Source organism: Albimonas sp. (assembly GCF_055129145.1).
Genome location: NZ_JBSRTQ010000098.1, coordinates 1 through 16,795, shown reverse-complemented (window position 1 = coordinate 16,795; position 16,795 = coordinate 1). Strand labels below are relative to the sequence as shown.

The 16,795-nt window shown below is 69.4% G+C and carries 17 protein-coding genes; 12 read left to right on the top strand and 5 right to left on the bottom strand.

All coding sequences use genetic code 11. The annotated features are described in order from the left end of the window. From ACTB72_RS14980 to ACTB72_RS14955, 6 genes are all read left to right on the top strand, one after another. Window positions 1-1,202, top strand: a 1,202-nt coding sequence (locus ACTB72_RS14980; protein ID WP_463037806.1) for a hypothetical protein, incomplete at its 5' end; no start/stop codon positions are given. A gap of 188 nt (window positions 1,203-1,390) precedes the next feature. After that, window positions 1,391-2,362 carry an alpha/beta fold hydrolase gene (locus ACTB72_RS14975; RefSeq protein WP_463037805.1) on the top strand — a complete coding sequence of 324 codons (972 nt, stop codon included), beginning with the start codon at window positions 1,391-1,393 and terminating at the stop codon, window positions 2,360-2,362. A gap of 34 nt (window positions 2,363-2,396) precedes the next feature. Further along, entirely contained in the window at window positions 2,397-3,137 is a 741-nt protein-coding gene (locus ACTB72_RS14970) for an alpha/beta fold hydrolase (RefSeq protein ID WP_463037804.1), read from the top strand. A 1-nt stretch (window position 3,138) separates the two neighbouring features. Continuing rightward, complete coding sequence (locus ACTB72_RS14965; protein WP_463037803.1) at window positions 3,139-4,029, top strand: alpha/beta fold hydrolase; 891 nt, start codon at window positions 3,139-3,141, stop codon at window positions 4,027-4,029. A 26-nt stretch (window positions 4,030-4,055) separates the two neighbouring features. Next, window positions 4,056-4,727 (top strand): isochorismatase family protein, encoded by a 672-nt coding sequence (locus ACTB72_RS14960; protein ID WP_463037802.1) that lies wholly within the window; start codon window positions 4,056-4,058, stop codon window positions 4,725-4,727. A gap of 119 nt (window positions 4,728-4,846) precedes the next feature. Continuing rightward, complete coding sequence (locus tag ACTB72_RS14955; protein ID WP_463037801.1) at window positions 4,847-5,500, top strand: pyridoxamine 5'-phosphate oxidase family protein; 654 nt, start codon at window positions 4,847-4,849, stop codon at window positions 5,498-5,500. 1,031 nt (window positions 5,501-6,531) lie between these two features. Here ACTB72_RS14955 and ACTB72_RS14950 read toward each other — a convergent pair. From ACTB72_RS14950 to ACTB72_RS14930, 5 genes are all read right to left on the bottom strand, one after another. Then, window positions 6,532-7,254 (bottom strand): ABC transporter ATP-binding protein, encoded by a 723-nt coding sequence (locus ACTB72_RS14950; protein ID WP_463037800.1) that lies wholly within the window; start codon window positions 7,252-7,254, stop codon window positions 6,532-6,534. Then, the gene (locus tag ACTB72_RS14945) at window positions 7,254-8,006 is read right to left on the bottom strand and encodes an ABC transporter ATP-binding protein (protein ID WP_463037799.1); all 753 of its coding nucleotides are present in this window, start codon (window positions 8,004-8,006) and stop codon (window positions 7,254-7,256) included. The genes ACTB72_RS14950 and ACTB72_RS14945 overlap by 1 nt, the downstream gene beginning before the upstream one ends. Then, window positions 8,003-9,259 (bottom strand): branched-chain amino acid ABC transporter permease, encoded by a 1,257-nt coding sequence (locus ACTB72_RS14940; RefSeq protein WP_463037798.1) that lies wholly within the window; start codon window positions 9,257-9,259, stop codon window positions 8,003-8,005. The genes ACTB72_RS14945 and ACTB72_RS14940 overlap by 4 nt, the downstream gene beginning before the upstream one ends. A gap of 4 nt (window positions 9,260-9,263) precedes the next feature. Next, window positions 9,264-10,205 carry a branched-chain amino acid ABC transporter permease gene (locus ACTB72_RS14935; RefSeq protein ID WP_463037797.1) on the bottom strand — a complete coding sequence of 314 codons (942 nt, stop codon included), beginning with the start codon at window positions 10,203-10,205 and terminating at the stop codon, window positions 9,264-9,266. Window positions 10,206-10,284: 79 nt separating this feature from the next. Continuing rightward, window positions 10,285-11,526 carry a branched-chain amino acid ABC transporter substrate-binding protein gene (locus tag ACTB72_RS14930; protein ID WP_463037796.1) on the bottom strand — a complete coding sequence of 414 codons (1,242 nt, stop codon included), beginning with the start codon at window positions 11,524-11,526 and terminating at the stop codon, window positions 10,285-10,287. Window positions 11,527-11,753: 227 nt separating this feature from the next. On the opposite strand from ACTB72_RS14930, the gene ACTB72_RS14925 reads away from it, so the two are divergent. The 6 genes from ACTB72_RS14925 to tnpB all read left to right on the top strand — a co-directional run. After that, window positions 11,754-12,368 carry an amidase family protein gene (locus ACTB72_RS14925; protein WP_463037795.1) on the top strand — a complete coding sequence of 205 codons (615 nt, stop codon included), beginning with the start codon at window positions 11,754-11,756 and terminating at the stop codon, window positions 12,366-12,368. A 156-nt stretch (window positions 12,369-12,524) separates the two neighbouring features. Then, the gene (locus ACTB72_RS14920) at window positions 12,525-12,866 is read left to right on the top strand and encodes an amidase family protein (protein WP_463037794.1); all 342 of its coding nucleotides are present in this window, start codon (window positions 12,525-12,527) and stop codon (window positions 12,864-12,866) included. Between the two features lie 78 nt (window positions 12,867-12,944). Beyond that, window positions 12,945-13,769, top strand: a complete 825-nt coding sequence (locus ACTB72_RS14915) for an EamA/RhaT family transporter (protein ID WP_463037793.1) — start codon at window positions 12,945-12,947, stop codon at window positions 13,767-13,769. Window positions 13,770-14,420: 651 nt separating this feature from the next. Continuing rightward, the gene (locus ACTB72_RS14910) at window positions 14,421-15,182 is read left to right on the top strand and encodes a hypothetical protein (RefSeq protein WP_463037792.1); all 762 of its coding nucleotides are present in this window, start codon (window positions 14,421-14,423) and stop codon (window positions 15,180-15,182) included. A 998-nt stretch (window positions 15,183-16,180) separates the two neighbouring features. Next, window positions 16,181-16,582, top strand: a complete 402-nt coding sequence (tnpA, locus tag ACTB72_RS14905) for an IS66-like element accessory protein TnpA (protein ID WP_463037791.1) — start codon at window positions 16,181-16,183, stop codon at window positions 16,580-16,582. Then, on the top strand, window positions 16,579-16,795 hold a 217-nt coding region (tnpB, locus tag ACTB72_RS14900), incomplete at its 3' end, for an IS66 family insertion sequence element accessory protein TnpB (protein ID WP_463037790.1). The genes tnpA and tnpB, both read left to right, overlap by 4 nt.

Sequence of the window (16,795 nt, the reverse complement as noted above, 5' to 3'; positions counted from 1 at the left end):
AAAGCCGGACCGCCATCGAACGCGCGCTGGGCGCGCTCGCGCGCATCGAGGGCGCCGACGCGTCCCTCAAGCTCAGCCTGGTCATCGGTCTGGCCGAGGCGCGGACCTATCTGCCCGGCGATCCCGGCGGCGCGGTCGCGCTCTTCGAATCCGCGGTCGGACTGGCGCGCGAGACCGACGACCCGGCGACGGAGTGTCGGGCGCTGGGCGCGCTCGCGACCTACAAGCTGATGAGGGGCGAGGAGAGCATTCTCGAGACGCTCAGCGCGATGCGGGACGCCGCGGCGCGGGCGGGCCACCCGTCCGCGATGTGGGAAGCGGAGCAGATCCAGGCGCAATGGGAGATCCGGATCTACGACTTCGCCGCCGCGCATCTTCGGCTGGAGCGGCTGGCGGACGAGATGCGAGGCGTCGCGGAACACGGCGCGCCGCGGTTCCAGGTGGACCAGAGGCTGAACGTCAAGGTGCAGCTCGGCGCGGTGACCTGGCTCGTGGGCCGCCCCGGGCAGGCGCGGCGCATCGCGAGGGAGGTGGCGCGGGACGCGGAGGCGGCCGATCACGGCCTGACGCTGATCCATTGCCTCGCCTATGGCGTGATCTGGACCCTGCTCCAGTGCCGCGACATCGCCGAGCTCAGGCGCTGCGTCGAGGGGTTCGCCGACGCGATCACCCGCCACGCCATGCCGTCCTGGATCCCGGTGGCGCGCTGCTACGACGTGGTCCTCGCCGCCTATTCCGACGACCCGCCCGATCCGCGCCGCCTGCGGGCCGCGTTCGACGATCTGCGCGCGGGCATGGCGCAGATCGGGCATAGCGCGCGCTACACGATCCTTGCGCAGGCGATGCTTGAGATCGGGCAGGCGACGGACGCGGCGCGGGTGCTGGAGCATATCTTCGCCGCCAGTCCGCAACCCTGGGGCCTGCCGGAGCTGTTGCGCCTCAGGGCCGCGACCGAGCTTGCGGCGGGACGGCCGCGCGACGCGGAGGCCACGCTGCGCGAGGCGGTCAGGGTCGCGGAAGATCTGAACTGCCTCGCCTGGACGCTGCGCGCCGCCCGCGATCTGGCGGCGCTGCTGATGGAGCAGGGCCTGAGAGGCGACGCGAGGCGGATCCTCTCCCCGGTCTACGCGCGGTTCGCCGACGGGTTCGATACCGGCGATCTCGGGGATGCGCGCGCCTTGCTGGAGCGGATCGGCGCCTGAGGCGCGGCGCGCTTTCCGTCGCCCTCGGCTTCGCCGGCGCGCCATGATCGACCGTCGGCCCACCGGCGGCGACGCCCATCGCCCCCCTCCGTTTAACCTCGCTTAACTCGGGCCCGAGCCGCCATCGCGATAGCTTCAAGTCACGGGGACGCCGGAGAGCGGCCACGTCGGCTTGAAGGAGACGTTCCATGAGACAATTGCTCACGATCGCCATGACCTGCGCGACGCTCGCCGGCCCGGCCGCCGCGCAGAGCCGTTGCCCCGCGCCCAGCGCCGGACCGGCCGCCTACGCCGTGCCGGTGATCCATTATAAATCCGTCGAGATCGAGGGCGTCGACGTGTTCTACCGCGAAGCGGGACCGAAGGGCGCGCCGGTGCTGCTGCTGCTGCACGGCTTCCCGACCTCGTCGCACATGTATCGCAACCTGATCCCGCTGCTGGCCGACCGCTATCACGTGATCGCCCCCGATTATCCCGGCTACGGGCAGAGCGGCGCGCCCGATCACAAGACGTTCGACTACTCGTTCGCCCATCTGACCGAGATCGTCGAGGCGCTGACCGTGAAGCTCGGGGCCGAGCGCTACAGCATGTATGTGATGGATTACGGCGCGCCCATCGGCTACCGGCTGGCGCTGAAGCATCCCGAGCGGGTGCAGACGCTGATCGTGCAGAACGGCAACGCCTATGTGGAAGGGCTCGCCGCCTTCTGGGATCCGATCAAGGCCTACTGGGCCGAGCCGACGCAGGCGAACCGCGACGCGCTCGACATCCTGGTCACCCCCGAGATCACGAAGTTCCAGTATACCGACGGCATGGGCGACGTGGCCCGGATCAGCCCGGACAACTGGGTCATCGACCAGGCGCGGCTCGACCGGCCCGGCAACCGGGACATCCAGCTCGACCTGCTCGGCGACTACGGAACCAACGTCCCGCTCTACCCGGCGTTCCAGGCGTTCTTCCGCGAACATCAGCCGCCGACCCTGATCGTCTGGGGCAAGAACGACGAGATCTTCCCCGAGCCCGGCGCGCATCCCTACCTGCGCGATCTGCCCGAGGCGGAGATGCATATCCTCGACAGCGGCCATTTCGCGCTCGAGGACAAGCTCGACGTCATGGCCCCGCTGATCCGCGATTTCCTCGACCGCAAGCTCTGCGACTAGGCCCTGCATATCGGCCATCAAGGGAGCCAGGCTCATGTTGAACATCGAATCCGGTTTCGCGACGGGCGACGTCGCGCAGGACAACGAGACGGGGCTCTCCATCGTGCTGGTGCACGGCGCCTTCGTCGACGGGTCGGGATGGCAGGCGGTGCATGCGATCCTGACCCGCCGGGGTCACGAGGTGCTGGTGGTGCAGAACCCCACGATCACGCTCGACGGCGATGTGGCGGCCACCGAACGGGTGATCGCCGCGGCCCGCCATCCGGTCGTGCTCGTCGGCCACAGCTATGGCGGCGCGGTGGTGACCGAAGCGGGCGATCACCCCAAGGTCATGGCCCTGGCCAATATCGCGGCCTTCGCGCCGGATCGGGGCGAGTCGGTCGCCACGCTCAATGAACCGCCGGCCGAGCCGGGGGAGGCGAAAGCCCCGCTGCTGCCGCTGCAGGACGGTTTCCTGATCGTCGACCCGGCGCGGTTCCCCGACGCGTTCGGCGCCGATGTCGCCCCGGCCACCACCCGCTTCATGGCCGCGGCGCAGACGCCCTGGGGCCTCGGCGCGGCGACGGCCACCGCGCGCCGCATCGGGTGGAAAGCGAGGCCCACACATTACCTGGTCGCCGCCCGCGACCGGATGATCCCGCCGAGCGCGCAGCGCAGAATGGCGGGCCGGATCGGGGCGCGGCAGGTGGAGATCGACAGCAGCCACGCCGTGATGCTGTCCCATCCCGAAGCGGTGGCCGACTTCATCGAAGACGCCGCCGGGCCGAGCGCCTGACATGGAGACCGTCGCCCCGCCCCCGCCGGTCGTCCACCACCGCACGGCGACGGTCGCGGGGCTGGAGATCTTCTACCGGGAGGCAGGGCCGGCCGAAGCGCCGGTCCTCGTCCTCCTCCACGGTTTTCCAAGCTCCTCGCACATGTTCCGCAACATGATCCCGGCGCTGGCGGATCGCTGGCACGTGATCGCGCCGGACCTGCCGGGGTTCGGGCTCACCTCGATGCCGCCGCTCGGGAGTTTTGCATATGGGTTCGACAGCTTCGCCGACGTGGTGGACCAGCTGCTCGGGCGGCTGGGGGTCGCCCGCTACGCCCTCTACGTGATGGACTACGGCGCCCCGACCGGCTTCCGGCTGGCGCTGAAACGCCCCGACCGGGTCTCCGCGTTGATCGTGCAGAACGGCAACGCCTACGAAGACGGGATGAAGGATTTCTGGTCCCCAACCCGCGCCTTCTGGGCCGATCCCGGCGAGACCAGGCGCGACGCCATGCGGCCGTTCCTGAGCCTGGAGGGGACGAAGTTCCAGTATCTGACCGGCGTGAAGGACCCGACCCGGATCGACCCCGCCGCCTGGCTGCACGACCAACTGTTCCTCGACCGTCCCGGCGCCGTCGAGATCCAGTTCGAGATCATCCTCGACTACCGCACCAACCTCGTCCTCTACCCCGCCTTCCACGCTTGGTTCCGCGCGCATCAGCCGCCGACGCTGATCCTGTGGGGCGAGCACGACCCGATATTCGCGCCCGACGGCGCGCGGGCCTTCCTGCGCGACCTGCCGGACGCCGAGCTGCACTTCCTCGATACCGGGCATTTCGCGCTCGAGGACAAGGCGGACGAGATGGTTCCGCTGATCCGCGAATTCCTCGGGCGACGCCTTCGCTCCCCTTGACCCGCCCAAAGCCACGGAGACCACAGATGACCTCCCCCAGATCCAGCGTCCTCCCCTCCGGCGGCGGCGCCGCGCTGATCGATCCGTCGGACACGCTGATCCTGCTGCTCGACCACCAATCGGGCCTCTTCCAGACGGTGAAGGACATCCCCGTCGCCGACCTGCGCCGCAATGTGGAGATGATCGCGCGGCTGGCGACATTGCTCGGCATTCCGGTGATCACCACCGCGTCGGAGCCCTCCGGCTCCAACGGGCCGCTGATGCCCGAGATCCACGCCCACGCCCCGCACGCCGTCTACGTGCCCCGCAAGGGCGAGGTGAACGCCTGGGACAACGACGCCTTCGTGGCCGAGGTCCGCTCTTCGGGTCGCAACACGCTTATCATGGCCGGCGTCTGGACCAGCGTCTGCGTGATGTTCCCCGCGCTCGACGCCGTCGTCGCGGGGTTCGACGTCTATGCGGTGATCGACGCCTCGGGCGATCCGAGCGAGATGGCGTCGCGCGTCTCCCTCGCCCGCTTCGTGCAGGGGGGCGTGAAGCCAACCTCGACCAATGCGCTCTTGTCGGAGCTGCACCGCACCTGGGCGCGACCCGAGGCGGCGGAGCTCGCGACGCTCTACGGTCTCGCCGCGCCGAACTACGCGGCGGTGATCGAGAGCTATGCGCGCGCGCAGGAGGCCGCGAGGGCCGCCGGCTGATCCGCGCCAGTTTGCGGGGGGCGTTCGGATGCGCGTGCCGGGCGCCCCCGGGGCGCCGCGCGGGTTTCATCGGCCGCATCGCATGATCCCATGGCGGCGGAGGACGGAGGAGGCGAGCAATGGCCTATGGATTCATGGAGATCGCCGCGACGCCGAGCGTGCGCGCGGCGCAGGCGGAGATGGGGGCCGACCATCTGTGGACCGACTTCAAGGGACGGCGCGAGTCCGACCGCTTCACCCCGCAGGAGGCCGCCTTCATCGCGCAGCGCGACAGCTTCTACATGGCGACGGTCTCGGAATCCGGCTGGCCCTATGTCCAGCATCGCGGCGGCCCTCCCGGCTTCCTGAAGATGCTCGACGACCGGACGCTGGCCTTCCTCGACTACCGGGGCAATCGCCAGTACATCACCACCGGCAACCTGGGGGCGAACGACCGCGCCTGCCTGATCCTGGTGGACTACCCGAGGCGGGCGCGTCTGAAGATCTACGTTCATGTCGAGACGCTGGCGCTCGACGCCGACGCCGCGCTGACCGAGGCGCTGACCGAGGGCCTGGCCGAAAAGGCCTATGGGGCGAAGCCCGAGCGGATCTTCCGACTGCGCCTCGACGCTTTCGACTGGAACTGCCCGCAGCACATCACCCCGCGCTACACCCTGCACGAGATGACCGCCGCCTTGCAGCCGCTTCGCGAGCGCATCGCCGAACTGGAGCGGGAGAACGCGTCGCTGCGGCGTGGTGCGGTCCCGGGAGCCGAGGGATCGGACGGAGGTTGACCGTCTCGGGCTCGGCGGTCCGGCATTTTCAGCGGAACGCATGGGACGCGGCCGAAGAGGGGCGCGAAGGCGCAGGCAGGGCTTCGTCACGCCGAACGCACCGACGCCGGGCGAAGCGGCGCGCGGATGCCCCGCGCGGCGGCGATCCCGCGCGAGGTCGCGAAGGCTTCGCCCGGTGGTCCGATCGCGCTACGGTCTCGTCGCGACGGGGACGCTCACGTCGAGATGCGATCGGGCGCCCGATTTTCGGCGACATTCCGCCAGGTCCAGCGCGACCGAACGCAGCGGCGACCATCGTCGAGGGCGACGTCCGCGCCCCGGACAGGCGACCGCCAACGCCTTCCTGTTGCAGGGCGGGGATGGTCCCGCTGCGGCCCTCGCTGATCGCGCCTCGCCTTCAGCCGCCGCGTCCGGGCCAGGCGCCTCAACCGACGGCGCATCCGGCCGGCCACCCGTTCCGAGAGCGGGCGACCTCGAAGATCAGCCTGCGCGCGGCGTGGTCGAGCGCAGGCATGTTTGATCTCCTGGCGGATGGGAGGGGTCTTGCGGTTCAGGAAGCCGGGCGCGGACGGAAATCCTGTCCGAGGTGACGCCAGGCCGACGCCTGCTCGGTTCCGTCGGGCGCGGCTCCCGCGGGTTCGGGGCGTTCGGCTTCGACGAGACTGTCCGTCACGCGGGAAACAGCGTCGCCGTCGCCGAAGGCGTCGCCTTCGGCGAAGACCTGGGTCACCCGCCTCTCGAAGCCGGGTTCTGCAGCCTGAAAAGGACATGCGCGGGTCGGCAGGGATGGCGGCCCGCGGCTTCGAGCCTCCGCCCGACCGGCCGCCATCGGTCATCGGACAGGGCGCGGGCGTCACCGTCCGGAACGCATGGCACCCATCCGCGCCGGTGCGGAGCCGGGCGCGGCGCGAGGCGGCGCCCATCTCCGCCTCCGGCGAGCCTTCGACCTGGAAAGGGGCGGGCGCCGTGCCTTCGGTGGTCTTGCCGTCCGGGCGATGATCGAGCGCCCCGGCCCTGCCCCGGGCCCCGGTTCAGAGCGCCAGCCAGTCCCGCTTGACGGTCGGATGCGCCTCCAGCTCCGCCGGGGTCCCTTCGAACGCGATGCGCCCGTGGCCCATGACGCTGATCCGGTGCGAGACCTTGAGCGCGATGGTCAGCTTCTGCTCGACCAGCAGCACCGCCACGCCCCGCGCGTTGATGTCCCGGATCACGTCGGCCACCACCGCCACGATCAGCGGGGCCAGCCCCTCGGTCGGCTCGTCGATCAGGATCGCCAGCGGGTTGCCGAGCAGCGAGCGGCAGATGGTCAGCATCTGCTGCTCCCCGCCCGAAATCGACCCGGCGCGGGTGTTGCGCCGCTCTCGCAGGCGGGGGAAGTAGTCGAACATCTGCTCCACCGTCCAGGCGGGCGCGCCGGTCACGCCCTTCTGCACGCCCATGGCCAGGTTCTCGTCCACGGTCAGGTTGTGGAACACCTCCCGCTCCTCGGGCACGTAGGCGAGGCCGGCATGGCAGATCGCGAAGGGCCGCGACCCCGCCAGATCCCGCCCCGCCAGCACCACCCGCCCCGAGCTCGGCGTCACCAGTCCCATGATCGACTTGAGCAGCGTCGAGCGGCCCGAGCCGTTGCGCCCCAGCAGGCTGACGATCTCCCCTTGGCGCAGGTCGAAATCGACGCCCTGCAGGATATGGCTCATGCCGTAATGGGCGTGCAGGTCCTGCACCGACAAAAGCGTCGCGTCGTGATGCGCCATCACACCGCCTCCTCGCCCAGATAGGCCTCTCGCACGCGGGGATTCTCGCGGATCTCGTCAGGCATGCCGGTGGCGACGATCTCGCCATAGACCAGCACGCTGATCCGGTCGGCGAGCGAGAACACCACGTCCATGTCATGTTCGACGATCATCAGGGTCCGCGACGCCGCGATCTCCCGGATCAGGGCGAGGGCGTAGGTGCTCTCCTCATGCGACATGCCGGCCATCGGCTCGTCCAGCAGGATCACCTCGGGGTCGGAGGCCACCGTCATCCCGATCTCCAGCGCGCGTTGCTCGGAATAGGACAGCGCGCTGGCGAGGTCATGGGCGCGCGAGGCGAGGCGCACCTGATCGAGGATCTCCTCCGTGCGCCGGGTCGTCTCGCGCAGGCCGGCGACGCCCCGCCAGAACACATAGGTCTGCCGGCGCCGGCGCATCACCGACAGGCGCAGGTTCTCGAACACGCTGAGGCCGGGGAAGATGTTGGTGATCTGGAAGGACCGGGCGAGGCCGCGCCGGTTCACCTCGTGCGGCGCGAGGCCATGGATCGGCGCCCCGTTCAGCAGGATCCGCCCGCGGGTCGGCGTGAACTGGCCGGAGCACAGGTGGAAGAGGGTCGACTTGCCGGCGCCGTTCGGCCCGATGATGGCGTGCTTCTCGCCGCGTTCGACGGCGAGGGTCACGCCCTGGATGATCCGCGCCTCGCCGAAGGACTTGTCCACCGCGTCGAGCATCAGGACCGTATCGGTCATCGCGCGGCCTCCTTCGTCACGCCGTCCGCCGCCGGTGCGCCGGCCGGGGCCGCCGCCCGCTCCCGCAGTCGGCCGCGCAGGAAGATCGCCACGCTGATCGCGATCAGGGCCAGGGGCAGGAGCCAGGTGAGCGGCGAGAGAGGCGACCACTCCATCCCCCAGACCGTGACCGGCGGCCAGCCGCCCGCGGCGCCGGCATAGGAGTCCGCCAGCAGCCGCTGCAGGATCTCGACCAGCAGCACCGTGCCGACCGCCCCGCTCAGCACGCCGACGGCCGACGCCGCGAGCGCCGACGGGCGCAGCGCGCGCCGCTCCTCCGCGCCGCCGCGCAGCCGTTCCACCACCTCGCCGACCAGGCCCCGGGGCAGGAACATCATCACCAGCACGAAGATCAGCCCCTGATAGAGCAGCCAGGACCGGGTCATGTCCGCGGTCACATAGCCGAAGAACGACATCAGCGCGGCGCCGATCGCCGGGCCGAAGAACACCCGCACCCCGCCGATGAAGCTGTTGAGCACCACGGCCGACGAGACGCTGGTTTCGAACACCACGTAGTTGGCGGCCTCGATGTTGAGCGACTGCAGCGACCCGGCGACGCCCGCCACCATGCCCGAGATGGCGAAGATCAGCGCGCTGGGCCGATGCGTCTCGTAGCCGATGAAGCGCATGCGATGCGCGTTCTCGCGCAGGCCCACCGCGACCCGCCCGAACGGCGTGCGGGTCAGCAGGAACAGCAGCGCCATGCAGATCGCGGTCCAGGCCAGCGCCAGCCAGTAGACCTCGTCGCTGGAGCCGAAGCTGACCCCCCAGGCCGGCATCCGGAAGGTGGAGATGCCGCCCTCGCCTCCAAAAGTCTCTTTCAGATGGGGGGCGAGCGCGTGGACGAGTTCGGCCACCGCCAGCGTGATCATCGCGAAGTAGACGCCGCTGCGCTTGGTGGCGAACCAGCCCGCGATCAGCCCGAAGATCAGCCCCGCGGCCGCCCCGAACAGCGGGATCAGCGGCGTCGGCAGCAGGCCGTCGCCGCCGAACGCGTTCATGGCGTGGATCGCGGCGAAGGCGCCGAGGCCGAAATAGGCGGAATGGCCGAAGGACAGCATGCCGCCCTGCCCGCAGAGATAGCCGAAGGCGGTGGCGAAAAGCGCCGCGATCAGCATCTGGATGGCGGCGTTCACATAGGTTTCGGGCAGCACGAGCGGCACGCAGGCCAGCGCCGCCACGATCCCGAGGAAAAGGAGGATGCGCAGGATCATGATCTCAGTCGCCCTCGCCCATCAGGCCGCCCGGGCGGAGCAGCAGCACCAGAAGCATCAGGAAATACGGCAGCGTCGCCGCCAGCCCGCGCAGGTCCGCGTCGAGCAGCCCGCCGAAGTCGCGCGCCGCGTCCCCCAGGCCCACGAGGTCGAGCGCGTCGGCGAGGCTCGCGTCCACCGCCACCGCCAGCGAGGTGGTGATCCCGATCAGCAGCGAGGCGAGCATCGCCCCCTCGAGCGAGCCGAGCCCGCCGACCACGACGACCACGAAGACGATGACGCCGAGTTCCAGCGCCATGTTGGGATTGGTGGTGTAGAAGGCGCCGGCCACCGCGCCCGCCACCGCCGCCAGCGCCGCGCCGATGCCGAAGACGCTCATGAACACCAGCGGCACGTTGTGGCCCAGCGCCTCCACCATCGCCGGGCGATGGATGGCGGCGCGCACGATGATGCCGACCCTTGTGCGGGTCAGCAGCAACCAGATCGCCGCGAACATCGCCACCGCCACGCCCCCGATGAACAGCCGGTAGAACGGATAATCCAGCCCGCTCAGCGAGAAGGCGGCGAAGCGGAGGAACTCGGGGATACGGTAGTCCACCGGGTAGTTGCCGTAGACCAGCTTGACCAGCTCCGAGAAGATGAAGAACAGGCCGAAGGTCAGCAGCAGCTCATGCGCGTGCCCGTGCTTGTGGACCCGGCGGAGGAAGAACCGCTCCACCCCCACCCCGATCGCCCCCACCAGAAGGGGGGCGATCAGAATCGCGGGGATGAACCCGACCCATGCCTGCAGAGAGTAGGCGAAATAGGCGCCCAGCATGTAGAACGACGCGTGCGCGAAGTTGAGCACGCCCATCATGCCGAAGATAAGCGTCAGTCCCGCCGAGACCATGAACAGCAGAAGGCCGTAGATGGTCCCGTTGAGAACGGCGAAAAGCAGCTGTTCCATCCAGCCTCCTCCAGCGAACCCTGGGCTTCAGGGCTCGATCGAACGTCGCAGGGCGCGGGTCGGGCGGAGCGGGCGGGCTTTACGGCCGCTTCATCTTGCAAGCCTCCTGCACCGGCGTGGAGGTTTCCGCCGCCGTCAGCACCTTGACCGGCTTGAAGCCGAAGGCGGTGTCGTCGACCTTGTACTTGGCGTCCTTGGAGACGACCGAGACCACCATCGGCTGCTGGGTTTGGTGATCTTCGGCCCGCATGGAGATCTCGCCCAGACCGTTGTCGATGGTCACCCCCTCGAGCGCGAGGCCGATGGCGTTGACGTCGATCTTGCCGTCCTTCTGGGGCGTCGCCTTCAGGGCGGCGGCCAGCATCTCGAAACCCTGCACGGTCTGCGGCTCGACGAAGACGGGGTAGTGGCCGGTGAAGGCCTTGTAGTCCTCGAAGAAGGCCGCGCCCGCTTCGCCCGCGGCCTCGGCGCTGTAGACCGAGGACAGGTAGTGGCCTTCGGCGATGGCGCCGGCATTGGCGATGTTCCCGGGCTGATCGAGGAAGGCGGTGCCGAACTTGGCCTTCAGGCCGGCGTCGTTGGCGGCCTTGACCAGCAGCAGCAGGTCGTTCGACCAGTTGCCGGTCATGACCGCGGTCGCGCCGCTCTTGTCGATATCGGCGACGTAGGGCGAGAAATCCTGGATCTTGTTCACGTCATGCAGGGTCTTGCCGACGACCTCGTAGCCGACCTTGTCGGCGTAGGAGACGATCGCGTTCTCCATGTCCTGGCCCCAGGAGTAATTCTGGTCGATGGCGTAGACGCCGCCGTCCAGCAGTCCGGCCTCCTTCATCGCGGGCGCGAGGGCCGCGACGCGCATCACCGCGTTGGTGTTGAAGCGGAAGTGGTGGAAATGGCACTTGTCGCCGGTCAGCTCCAGCGCCTCGGCGCCGACGTTCATGTAGATCACTTCCTTGCCGGGATTGCGCAGGTTGTGCTTGCGCACGTCCTCGGTCACCTGGCCGCCGATGGCCGACGACGCGCCCTGCACGATGATCCGCGCGCCATCGGCGATGGCGGCCTTCACCCGGTCGGCGGCGCCCACCGGCCCGCCCTGGTTGTCATAGTCGAGGACCTGCACCGGCTCGCCGCCATAGCCGCCCTCGGCGTTGATCCGTCTCACGCCGTAGTCGGTCCCGGCCTTGATCAGCAGGCCGGTCGAGGCCTGCGGGCCCGAAAGCGTTTCGACCACGGCGATTTTCAGGGGCTCGGCCTTCGCCGCGCCATGCACGCCAAGCGCGCAGATCGCGGCGCCGAGCAGACTCCGTCCAAGTGCGGACATGTCGGTTCCTCCCATGCGATTCGATGTTCTCGAGCGCACCATCGCGCTCGGCATCGTTGCCGTGAGTATTGGGGAGACGGGTTCGAAATGCTTGTGTAATTTCGGTTCCCCGGATGTTTCCCGCCCGACGGCGGTCGGGCCGACGACGGGCCCGGGCGCCGCATGAAGCCCGGGAGCGCATTGACCACGACCCGAGATCGCTCAGGCCCCCAGCCTCGCCGAGGCAAGTGACCGCCGCGGACGCGTTCGTCGAGACCCGGCTGCGCGAGGGCGGCGGCGTTCTGCTCGGCAAGACCACCGCCTGGAAGTTCGCGCATCGCGGACCGTCGTGGGACGTGGTCGGCCCGCCGGCGCGCAATCCCTGGAACACCGATCGGCATCCGGCGGGATCGGCCTCGGGCGCCGGCGCCGCGTTCGCGGCGGGGTTCGTCCCCTGCGGCATCGGCGCCGACGCCGGCGGGTCGATCCGCCTGCCGGCGGCGGCGTGTGGCATCGCCGGGATGAAGGCGACTTACGGCCGGGTGAGCCGGCGCGGCGTGTTTCCGAACGCCTTCTCCCAAGATCATGCGGGGCCGATGGCGCGCTCCTCCCGCGACGCCGTGTTGATGCTGGCGGTCATCGCCGGGCACGACCCAAGCGACCCCGGCAGCGCCGGACAACCGACGCCCGATTACGCCGCCGCCCTGACCGGCGACCGCCGCCGCCTCGTGATCGGCGTGCCGCGCCGCTGGCTGTTCGAGGAGGCGTCTTTCGCAGGCGAAGTCCGCGCGGCCTTCGAAGCCTCGCTGGAGGTGATGGTCCCCTCGGCGCGACGCTGCGCGATGGGGAGCTGCCGTGCCTAGAGGCCTGTTCGGAGTCCAAGAAGACCATCGTCATGGCCGAGCTCTTCGCCATCCACCAGCGCAGCTTGCGCGACACGCCCGAGATTCCGGGCGGGTCGCTGCGCTGGCGGATCCAGTGCGGCGCGTTGTTCCGGGCGGAGGACGTCATCCAAGGCGATGCGCATGCGCACCCAGCTCGCCCCCGCCACGCAGACGGCGTTTCGCGACGTCGACCTGATCGCCACCCCCAGCACCGGCGCCGCCGGAACGCTGGAGCCGACCCCGCATGAATGGCTCTTCACGCACAGGTCCTACACCACGCCGTTCAACGCCACCGACAACCCTGCCCTGTCGGTGCAGAACGGCTTCGACGCCGACGGCATGCCGCTCTCGCTGCAACGCGCGGGCAATCTGTTCGACCACGCGACCTGCTTTCGCGCCGGGGACGCCTATGAGCGCGCCGCGGGTTGGAACGCACGGCGACCGTCGCTGGAGGAGAGGACCGCCGCGGCGGCCTGACCGCTTCCGCGGGTCGGTGCCTTCTCGCAGACCCTGCGCAACAAGCTCCAGAAAGAACTGACCGAGACGATCGGCGCGGTGGGCGCCACCCAAGCGCCCTTTCTCTACGGTCTGCCGTTCGGGATCCTGTTCCTGGTTCTGATCGTCGCGAATTCGGGCGTTGTTGCGCCGCTGCCCTGCCTGCGCTTCGTCCGGATGACGGCGGTCGGGGCGCTCGCGCAGATCGCGGCGACGGGGCTGATGCTGACGGCGATGCGCACGCGGTCGTTCGAGATCTTCATCGCCTGCACCAGGTCCGAGCCGCTGATGGTGGTCGGAACCTCCTGGCTCCTGCTGGACGAGACCATCAGCCCGCTGGCGACCGCAGCGGTCGCGCTCGCGACGCTCGGGGTGATGGCCTTGTCCTGGCCTGCCGCGGCGATGCGGCAGCCCGGCTGGATGCGGCCGGTGAGCTTCGGCCTCGCGTCCGGCGCGCTGTTCGCGGTGTCGGCGGTGGCGTTTCGCGGCGGGATTCTCGAAGTCGGAAGCGGGCTGTTCCTGATGGGCGCCAGCCTGACGCTGGTCTGCGCGCTGTGCTTTCAGGTGGTCGTCCGGTCGAGCTGGCTGGCCTGGACCGAATGGACGGTTCTGCGCAGCCTGCTGCGGAGCCCGGGCAAGGCGCTCCCGGCCGGTTTCGCGGGCGCCTTCGCCTCGCAGCTGAGGTTTCTGGCCTTCGCGCTTCAGTCGGCGTCGCTCGTCCGGGCCGCGGCGCTGACCGAAATTCTCTTCGCCCAGGTCGTCACCCGCCGGGCGTTTCGCGATCAGATCACCCGACGCGAGGCCGTCGGGCTGGCGATGCTGACCGTGGGCGTCGCGGGCGCGCCGCTCTTGAAGATCAGCGGCCGCCACCGCGCGGCGTCGTGAGCGCAAAGCGGCGCCGCATGTCCATCGGCGCCTGAAAGGGGGCTGTCGCAGTCTCGGCGCGTTTGATCACGCTTCCGGCGGCATCCTCACCTTGAGAAGGTCTTTGTCACGTGCCCTCCCTCGCGCGAGCGAGCCCCCGCGGCAGGCTCGGCCATGGCCCGCATTTCCTAAGCCCGCCCCTGCTCTGCCCGCTGAAAACCGGATCGCGGATCGGTGGAGTTTCCCGCGACGATTTCGGCATGGGAGAAAGGGGCGGAGACCATGAAGGCATCGAGGTTTTCGGACGCGCGAGACAGGCGTTCGTGCTGAAGCGGATCGAGGAAAGCGCCCCGGCGGCGGAGGTCCGCCGCAAGGCGGGCATCGGCCAGGCGACCTGTTTCACCTGGCGCGGGAACTGCGCGGGCCTGCTGCCGGACGAGATGCGGCGGCCGACTGGGCGATCCTCGGAGGATCCGGGTCGATGACGGCGCCGCGTTCATTTCCCGCGACATGGATCTGCGAGCCTGCGCCAATGACGCCACCCCCGGCGTCTCGCGCCCCGGAAAGGCGACCGACAACGGGCTCATCGAGGCTTCGGCGGCAAGCTGAGGGCGGAGCGTCTGAATGCCCACGGGTTCATGAGCCTTGCCGACGCCCGCGAAAAGCCGGCCGATGATGGATCCTGCGGTGGTCGGAAAACCCCGACGACAGACGGCCTGGACGATCACCGGGGGCGAATTCGGCGGATACGCCGCAGCCGGGCAGACTTCGCCATGCGGCATTCGGATCGACGGCGACAACATCCGTCTCTACGCGCTGCGAAGCGGCGCCTCGGCCACGCGTCCGACCATCGCCGCGATCTGCGTCGGACATGCGGGCGCCACCGGACCGATGGCCAAGTTGATCCGCATCGAGTCGCCAGATTTCAACATGGGCGCGACGGTCACGGTCCCCTGCATCTCGCTTGAAGGCACGGTGGGGGAAGTGATGATCAACGGCGCCACCGTCTCCGGCGCGGGCGATATTTTGTCGGACGTCAATGCGGCGAGCGGATCGGGGCCCGTCTGGATCGGAGAATATCGCACCAACGACGGTCCATCGCGCTTCGTCAATGTGGGCGACGCCGTCTACGAAACCTTCAGCGGCGGGATCGTGGGCCAGATCCCGGGGTCCGACGGCGCCAAATTCGTGCTGAAGTCGCAAAAGAAGGGCGGCATCGTCGAGCTTATCGCAAGGGAAACCGGCGGAGCCGACCGAACGATCTATATCGAGGCGGATGAGCGGCGCATGAACCTCAGCGCCTACACCCTCGCGATGCAGCCGACGGTAGCGCCGCCAAGTTCGGCGATCTCCGGTCAGATGGCCATGTCGGACGGAAGCGGCGAAGGCGTGTATCGCTGCAACGCCGCGGGCAACTGGGTGTTCGTCGGCTAGCGCCAGCGACGGGCTTGCCCGGCAAGCCCGGCGACTCCGGTGAATCCGAAATGCGCTGTTGATCACCGCCCACCGGTCGCCCGCGGCTCATACCGGGCGCTCCGCTTCGAAGGAGCGTTCGTCCGGCTTAGGAGACCAGCCCAAGGTCTGAGGCTGCCGCGAGCAGGCTTCGAGCATCGTCCGCAAAGGCTTCGATTGCGTCGAGGACCTTCTTGCTTTCGCATTGAAGTTCACCCTCGCAGTCGGCCACCGTAACTTGGGCGATGCAAGGCGGTGGGCATGGCCATCATTCCGTCAGAGGGCGATACCTACCGGACTGACTTCCTGCGCGAATTGTCCTTTCAAGGCCCGAGCGGCGCTTGGCTGGTCGTGAACGAAGCCGCGCCAAGCGATCAGGGCCGCGCCCTCACGAGGGCTCGGCGCAGCTTGGCGACGATGACGCGTGCGCTTCCAACGAAACGCCCTGGTTTTGTCGGGATAACGTGGAGAGGCCTTGTGCGACAAACGTCACGGGCCCTCCGCGGCAAGCTCTCCGAGCCATCGGCTCCATCGGTTTTCCAGCTACGTGCCGACGGGTTGCGCTGAGCGGCGACGTAGATACGGCCCACACCGTCAGGAGCGGGCGCAGGGCGAAGGGAAGACCCACCCCCCTTGATTGGACCGGCGGGCGAGACTGCGGTCGAGCGTGGCGGGCGCCCCGGCGAGCAGGGTCGGCGTCCGTTGCCTTGCGCGACGCCGCCTTGCGAGAGGGAGGGCGGAGGCTGGCGACTGGATTGACGAAGTCTAGGGAGAGCCAGGCGCCGAGATCTTGTTGGTCTTGCCGACGGCGACACTGAACAGCGTCGACAAGCAGGCTCGCAGCTTCTCGGCCTCGCGAGGGGCTCCCTCGTGCCATTCCGCCGAGGCGCCTGAAATGTAACCCTCCGGTGAGAACCGTCGTGCGCTCCGGTCCGGGCTGACGGCACAGTGTCCTTATGGGAGCCCATAAGGACAGTTCGTTGATCTCGCGGCTCGAGATCGTGGAGACCGGCCGCCGCCGCCGTTGGTCGGAGGCCGAGAAGCTTCGGATCGTCGAGGAGAGCGACCTCGGTCATCGACAGGTCTCGGCGACGGCTCGGCGCAACGGGATCTCGCGGACGCTGCTGATGTCGTGGCGGCGCGCCCGCGACGAGGGTCGCTTGGGCTTCGCCGGGCCGGTCTTCTTCACGCCGGTGACGGTGGCGCCGGATCTGCCGATTGCGCGAACAGCCCCGGCCCCAGCTCCGGCCGCGCCTGCGAAGCGCGGCCGCCGCGGCGGTCGGATCGAGATCGTGCTGAGCAACGGCCGGCGGATCACGGTCGGGCCGGACGTCGATCCCGCAGCGGTGGCGCGCCTGGCCGACGCGCCGGACCCGCGATGATCGCGTTCGCGCCGGGGGCGCGGGTCTGGCTGGCCGGCGGGGTGACCGACATGCGCCGCGGCATGCCGGGGCTGGCGCTGATGGTGCAGGAGGGTCTGAAGCGCGACCCGCACGCCGGCGACGTCTTCGTCTTCCGCGGGCGCGGCGGGTCGCTCTTGAAGGTCCTCTGGCACGATGGCGTCGGCATGTCGCTCTACGCCAAGCGGCTGGAGA